The following is a 5,501-nucleotide window of genomic DNA, read 5'->3' on the forward strand; positions in this document are numbered from 1 at the left end:
CCGCCGGCGAAGGTCGCGACGATGCGGCTCGCGAGGCCATACCCCGTCGAGCAGCCCAGCACGGCAACGCGCTTCGGGCAGTCGGCGACCGGGCCCTGCTTCAGAACATAGGCGATCTGTTCGCGGACATTCGTGGCGCAGCCGACGGGATGTGCCGTCGTGCAGATGAAGCCTCGCACGCGCGGTTCAATAATCATTCCCACCCCATTCCGGATCGTTGCAATGTTCTCATTCGCTGCCTGCGGACCTTCCTCGGCAAGCGAGGAGAGGCGAAATCACGCGTCAAGCCGCCTGAACACCAGCGTGGCGTTGGTACCGCCGAAGCCGAACGAGTTCGACAGCACGGTGTTGAGCTTGGCGTTGTCGATGCGCTTGCGCACGATCGGCATGTCGGCAAACACCGGATCGAGTTCGGTGATATGCGCGCTCTCGCAGATGAAGCCGTTGTTCAGCATCAGCAGCGAATAGATCGCTTCCTGCACGCCGGTGGCGCCGAGCGAGTGGCCGGTCAGCGCCTTCGTCGCCGAGATCGGCGGGCACTTGTCGCCGGTGCCGAACACCTTGCGGATCGCCTCGATCTCCGGCGGGTCGCCGGCGGGCGTCGAAGTGGCATGCGGATTGATGTAATCGACCGGCGTGTTCACCGTCGATATCGCCATGCGCATGCAGCGCTCGGCGCCCTCGCCCGACGGCGCCACCATGTCGTAGCCGTCGGAGGTCGCGCCGTAGCCGACGACCTCGCCATAGATCCTGGCGCCGCGCGCCTTGGCATGCTCGAGCTCTTCCAGCACCACGACACCCGCGCCGCCCGCGATGACGAAGCCGTCGCGGTTGAGGTCGTAGGGACGCGAGGCGGTGGCGGGCGTGTCGTTGTATTTCGAGGACATCGCGCCCATGGCGTCGAACAGCACCGACAGCGTCCAGTCGAGTTCCTCGCAGCCGCCGGCGAAGATGACATCCTGCTTGCCGATCTGGATCGTCTCATAGGCGTTGCCGATGCAATGGTTCGACGTCGCGCAGGCGGACGAGATCGAATAGTTCACGCCCTTGATCTTGAACCAGGTCGCGAGCGTCGCCGACGCGGTCGAGGACATGCCCTTCGGCACCGCGAACGGACCGACGCGCTTCGGGCCCTTGGCGCGCGCGATGTCGGCGGCCTCCACCAGCGTGCGCGTCGACGGTCCACCGGATCCCATGATGATGCCGGTGCGGATGTTGGAGACTTCGCTTTCCTCGAGGCCCGAGTCGCGGATCGCCTGTTCCATCGCGACGTGATTCCACGCCGCACCTTCGGCAAGGAACCGCATCGCGCGGCGATCGATCACCTCGGCAGGATTGAGTGTCGGCGCACCGTGCACCTGCGAACGGAAGCCGAGTTCGGCGGCCTTCTCCGCGCGCGAAATGCCCGACTTCGCCTCGTAGAGGCTCGCAAGCACTTCCTGGGTGTTGTTACCGATGGACGAGACAATACCCATCCCCGTGATGACAACCCGCCTCATGTTCGCCTCGCCCTGCCTTTATGTTGCCGCATGATGATCCTGCTCAAGATGGCGCCGTGCCCTGCTTGAACAACCCGACCTTCAAGTCCTTGGCGCGATAGATAATCTCGTCGTCCATGGAAAGCCACCCGTCGGCAATTCCAAGCACGAGCTTTGACCGCATCACGCGCTTGATATCGATGTTGTACACAACCTTGCGCGCGTGCGGCAGCACCTGTCCGGAGAACTTCAGCTCGCCGAGGCCGAGCGCGCGTCCACGACCTTCGCCACCGATCCAGCCAAGGTAAAAGCCGACCATTTGCCACATGGCATCGAGGCCGAGGCAACCCGGCATCACCGGATCGTTCTTGAAATGGCAGCCGAAGAACCAGAGATCCGGTTTCACCTCGAGCTCGGCGCGCACCAGTCCCTTGCCGAACTCGCCGCCATTCTCCGAAATCTCGCTGATGCGATCGAACATGAGCATCGGCGGCAACGGCAACTGGGCGTTGCCGGGACCGAAAAGCTCGCCCCGCCCGCAAGCCAGCAAATCCTCGTATTCGTATCCGCCGCGCCGATCCAGCATCCTCTTTCCACCTCTGATGTCCCGATGAGCGCTTTGCTTGGTCGGACCTTGATCTACCCACGGGAACCGGAGTAACCCGTCCCGCATCTTGGCGCTACCTGGGTACGCTACGGCCTGTTATCTCTGCCGAAAGCGCATATGTGGTCCGCGCGCTCTCTAACATAGCGCCAACTGGGCGGCAAAGCGGCATTCGGAGGATAAATGACCGCTTCTCCTTAGGTTTCTACCGCAGCTTGGATTCGTTCTAGTTGCGAAAAACTTGCATCTGATAGGCATCCTTTTTATATTTATGAGGAATATTGCCTGAGTTGGGTGCATAGAGTGGATATGAACGAGGAAGTACCGGCTGTGAATGATGATGCCGTGCACCCGGCTGCCCGGGGCGCTGGGCACCACCCTGCCCTGACCGGCTGTCCGTGGCATGACGTCAACGAAATGTTGCAGTCTGCCGGTCTGCGGCCGACCCGCCAGCGCATGGCGCTGGGCTGGCTGCTGTTCGGCAAGGGTGCCCGCCACCTGACCGCTGAAATGCTGTACGAGGAAGCCACGCTGGCCAAGGTTCCGGTGTCGCTGGCGACTGTGTACAACACCCTGAACCAGCTGACCGATGCCGGGCTGCTGCGCCAGGTCAGCGTCGACGGCACGAAAACCTATTTCGACACCAACGTGTCGACACACCACCACTTCTATCTCGAGCACAATCACGAGCTGGTCGACATTCCCGACCCGAACCTCGTGCTCTCGAAGATGCCCGACGTGCCGGAAGGCTACGAGATTTCCCGCGTCGACATGGTCGTGCGGCTGCGCAAGAAGCGCTGAGCCGTCTTACCGTCGATTTGAGTTGTGATGGCCGGGCTCGTCCCGGCCATTGTCGTTTTGCACTTACGTCATTCCGGGGCAATGCGTCAGCATCGAACCCGGAATCTCGAGATTCCCCGGTGCGCAATTGCGCACCTGCGGTCTGGTGCTCGCGCACCATCCCGGAATGACGCTGCGCGTCAGTCCACCTTCTCGTCGGCGTAGACGCCCCAGAGGCGCTGCTGCTCGATCCAGCCGTCGAACCCGCTGCCGGTGACCCGGCACCAGTTATTGGCGCATTTCTTCACCTGCGCGACGACGCCGGCCTGCAGGCGCGCCGCGACGGCGCTGGTCGCGTCCGGGCGATCGTACAGCGAGGCCAGATCGTCCTTGTTCTTCATCGTGACGACCGCGGTGCGGCGGCCGGACAGCAGGGAATGATAGACCCAGCCTTCGGCGCCCTCGGAATCGCGCACCCGGCGCCAGTTCTCGAACTCGGCGGTGATTTCGACCGGCAGCCCCGACCGCGTGTAGACCCAGGCGACATCATTGTCCTTGGTCGGGCCGGCCCGGACGTTCACGTGATCCGACTTCAGGCTGACATAGCGCGGGATCGGCAGGCCGCTGGTGGTGGGGCTCAAATCCTTGGCTGAATGTCCGGGCATGACCGACGCACTCAGCATGCTTCCGACCAGCGCCACCAATGAACCGAAACGCCAGACCATCAACTCGTCTCCTGCCGAGATGCCCAACCCGCATTCGGCGAATTGCAACCCAAACCACGCCCGAAGGCCCCGCGCCCGTTCGCCCCCACACTGCAAGCCCGAGGGGTTCTTGTCTTGGCCCGGCCTTCTGCTAGAGAGGACGGAACGCCTGAGAGCCAGAACACCCGAATTTGCTCGTCGTTTCGCCTTGGCGAAAAGCCGGGGCAAGTATCGGGGAACCCTAGGAAGCGCGAAGGAAACGCCGGGACAGCGCGGCTATCAGCAGTGTCGAACAACCGGGTTAATGAGGCCTCAACGGTTTGCTTTTTGGCACGCCGCGCGCCTCATGAAAGCAGGACATGTCGGTGAAGAAAAAGCCTCTCGTCGTCGTCACCCGCAAGCTGCCGGACTCGATCGAGACCCGGATGCGCGAGCTGTTCGACGCCAGATTGAACCTCGACGACACGCCGATGACGCCGGAGCAGATCGCCGAGGCGGCGCGAACCGCCGACGTGCTGGTGCCGACCGTGACCGACATGATCCGCGAGGACGTGATCAATCAGCCCGACTGCAAGCTGAAGATGATCGCCAATTTCGGCAACGGCGTCGACAATATCGACGTCGCCGCGGCGCATGCCCGTGGCATCACGGTGACCAACACGCCGAAGGTGCTGACCGAGGACACCGCCGACATGACCATGGCGCTGATCCTTGCGGTGCCGCGGCGCCTGATCGAGGGCGCCTCGATCCTGACCGAAGGCAGGCAGCACTGGGCGGGCTGGTCGCCGACCTGGATGCTCGGCCACCGCATCGGCGGCAAACGGCTCGGCATCGTCGGCATGGGCCGCATCGGCCAGGCCGTGGCGCGCCGTGCCCGGGCCTTCGGCCTGCAGATCCACTATCACAACCGTCGCCCGGTGGCGCCCATGATCGCCGAAGAGCTCGGGGCGACCTATTGGGAAAGCCTCGACCAGATGCTGGCGCGGATGGACATCATCTCGGTGAATTGCCCGCACACGCCGGCCACCTATCACCTGCTCTCGGCGCGGCGGCTCAAGCTGATCCGGAAAGAGGCCTATGTCGTCAACACCGCGCGCGGCGAGGTGATCGACGAGGACACGCTGATCAAGCTGATCGAGGCCGGCGATATCGGCGGCGCAGCCCTCGACGTCTATGAGCACGAGCCCGCGGTGAACCCGAAGCTGGTGCGGCTCGCCAAGGCCGGCAAGGTGACGCTGCTGCCGCATATGGGCTCGGCCACCATCGAAGGCCGCGTCGAGATGGGCGAGAAGGTGATCATCAACATCCGAACCTTCCTCGACGCCCACAAGCCGCCGGATCGCGTGCTGCCGAGCATGCTGTGATTTCGTAACCGGGATTACGCCGCGCTCGATACAAGCCACGCAGTTCCAACCTCCCCTTGAAGAGGGGAGGTCGCTTTGCTCGCGAGAGCAAAGCGGGTGGGGATCATCTCTCTCCACGAGCGACGGTGCGTGTGGCTGGACCCCCATCCCGACCTTCCCCCTTTCAGGGGAAAGGGGAAGAGAGATCTGTAGCCCGGATGGAGCCAACGGGTCGCGCGAACGCGCGCCCGATGACAGGCTCCGCGAAATCCGGGGCCTGTATCCGCGGACAGACCGCCCCGGATTGCGCTTCGCTCCATCCGGGCTACGGGGCTACGGAACGTGGATAGCCTTAGCCCGCCGTCGTTGGGGCGAGCTGCCAAAATATCGAAAACAACCCCATGCAAAGTTGCCGGGCTACGGGACTGCCGAGCACACTCTGAGACCAACATTCGGTGTTGTCCCTGCGAAAGCAGGGACCCATAACCACCGGTGTTCGTGGTTGGACCGAGCTGGGGCTCCAGCCTTCGCATTTGTGAGAGCTGTGGTTATGGGTCCGGCTCCCGTGCGCAATTGCGCACCAGGCCGGGAC

5 protein-coding genes and 1 pseudogene are annotated in these 5,501 nt (G+C 63.4%); 2 read left to right on the forward strand and 4 right to left on the reverse strand.

Annotated features, from left to right (window positions below; genetic code table 11):
* The 3 genes and pseudogenes from AKL29_RS44450 to fabA all read right to left on the reverse strand — a co-directional run.
* Nucleotides 1-197 (reverse strand): annotated as a pseudogene (locus AKL29_RS44450) (bifunctional NADH-specific enoyl-ACP reductase/trans-2-enoyl-CoA reductase); the annotation flags it as partial.
* A gap of 78 nt (nt 198-275) precedes the next feature.
* Nucleotides 276-1,499: a beta-ketoacyl-ACP synthase I gene (gene fabB / locus AKL29_RS05775; protein WP_050383436.1), complete on the reverse strand. Its 1,224-nt coding sequence runs from the start codon at nt 1,497-1,499 to the stop codon at nt 276-278.
* 43 nt (nt 1,500-1,542) lie between these two features.
* On the reverse strand, nt 1,543-2,064 hold the full coding sequence (gene fabA, locus AKL29_RS05780; RefSeq protein WP_016844716.1) for a 3-hydroxyacyl-[acyl-carrier-protein] dehydratase FabA: 522 nt from the start codon (nt 2,062-2,064) through the stop codon (nt 1,543-1,545).
* A 327-nt stretch (nt 2,065-2,391) separates the two neighbouring features.
* Here fabA and irrA point away from each other — a divergent pair, with 327 nt between their 5' ends.
* Complete coding sequence (gene irrA, locus AKL29_RS05785; protein ID WP_026192029.1) at nt 2,392-2,883, forward strand: iron response transcriptional regulator IrrA; 492 nt, start codon at nt 2,392-2,394, stop codon at nt 2,881-2,883.
* Nucleotides 2,884-3,062: 179 nt separating this feature from the next.
* On the opposite strand, the gene AKL29_RS05790 is transcribed toward irrA, so the two are convergent.
* Nucleotides 3,063-3,587, reverse strand: a complete 525-nt coding sequence (locus tag AKL29_RS05790; protein ID WP_430648761.1) for an SH3 domain-containing protein — start codon at nt 3,585-3,587, stop codon at nt 3,063-3,065.
* A gap of 338 nt (nt 3,588-3,925) precedes the next feature.
* Here AKL29_RS05790 and AKL29_RS05795 point away from each other — a divergent pair, with 338 nt between their 5' ends.
* Nucleotides 3,926-4,930, forward strand: a complete 1,005-nt coding sequence (locus tag AKL29_RS05795; RefSeq protein ID WP_028335496.1) for a 2-hydroxyacid dehydrogenase — start codon at nt 3,926-3,928, stop codon at nt 4,928-4,930.
* The last annotated feature ends 571 nt before the right edge of the window (nt 4,931-5,501 follow it).

This window comes from Bradyrhizobium pachyrhizi, assembly GCF_001189245.1.
Classification (GTDB): domain Bacteria; phylum Pseudomonadota; class Alphaproteobacteria; order Rhizobiales; family Xanthobacteraceae; genus Bradyrhizobium; species Bradyrhizobium pachyrhizi.

Coding starts and splice junctions, on each gene's coding strand:
- fabB (WP_050383436.1), bottom strand. CDS start 1,499: ATGAGGCGGGTTGTCATCACGGGGATGGGTATTGTCTCGTCCATCGGT.
- fabA (WP_016844716.1), bottom strand. CDS start 2,064: ATGCTGGATCGGCGCGGCGGATACGAATACGAGGATTTGCTGGCTTGC.
- irrA (WP_026192029.1), top strand. CDS start 2,392: ATGAACGAGGAAGTACCGGCTGTGAATGATGATGCCGTGCACCCGGCT.
- AKL29_RS05790 (WP_430648761.1), bottom strand. CDS start 3,587: ATGGTCTGGCGTTTCGGTTCATTGGTGGCGCTGGTCGGAAGCATGCTG.
- AKL29_RS05795 (WP_028335496.1), top strand. CDS start 3,926: ATGTCGGTGAAGAAAAAGCCTCTCGTCGTCGTCACCCGCAAGCTGCCG.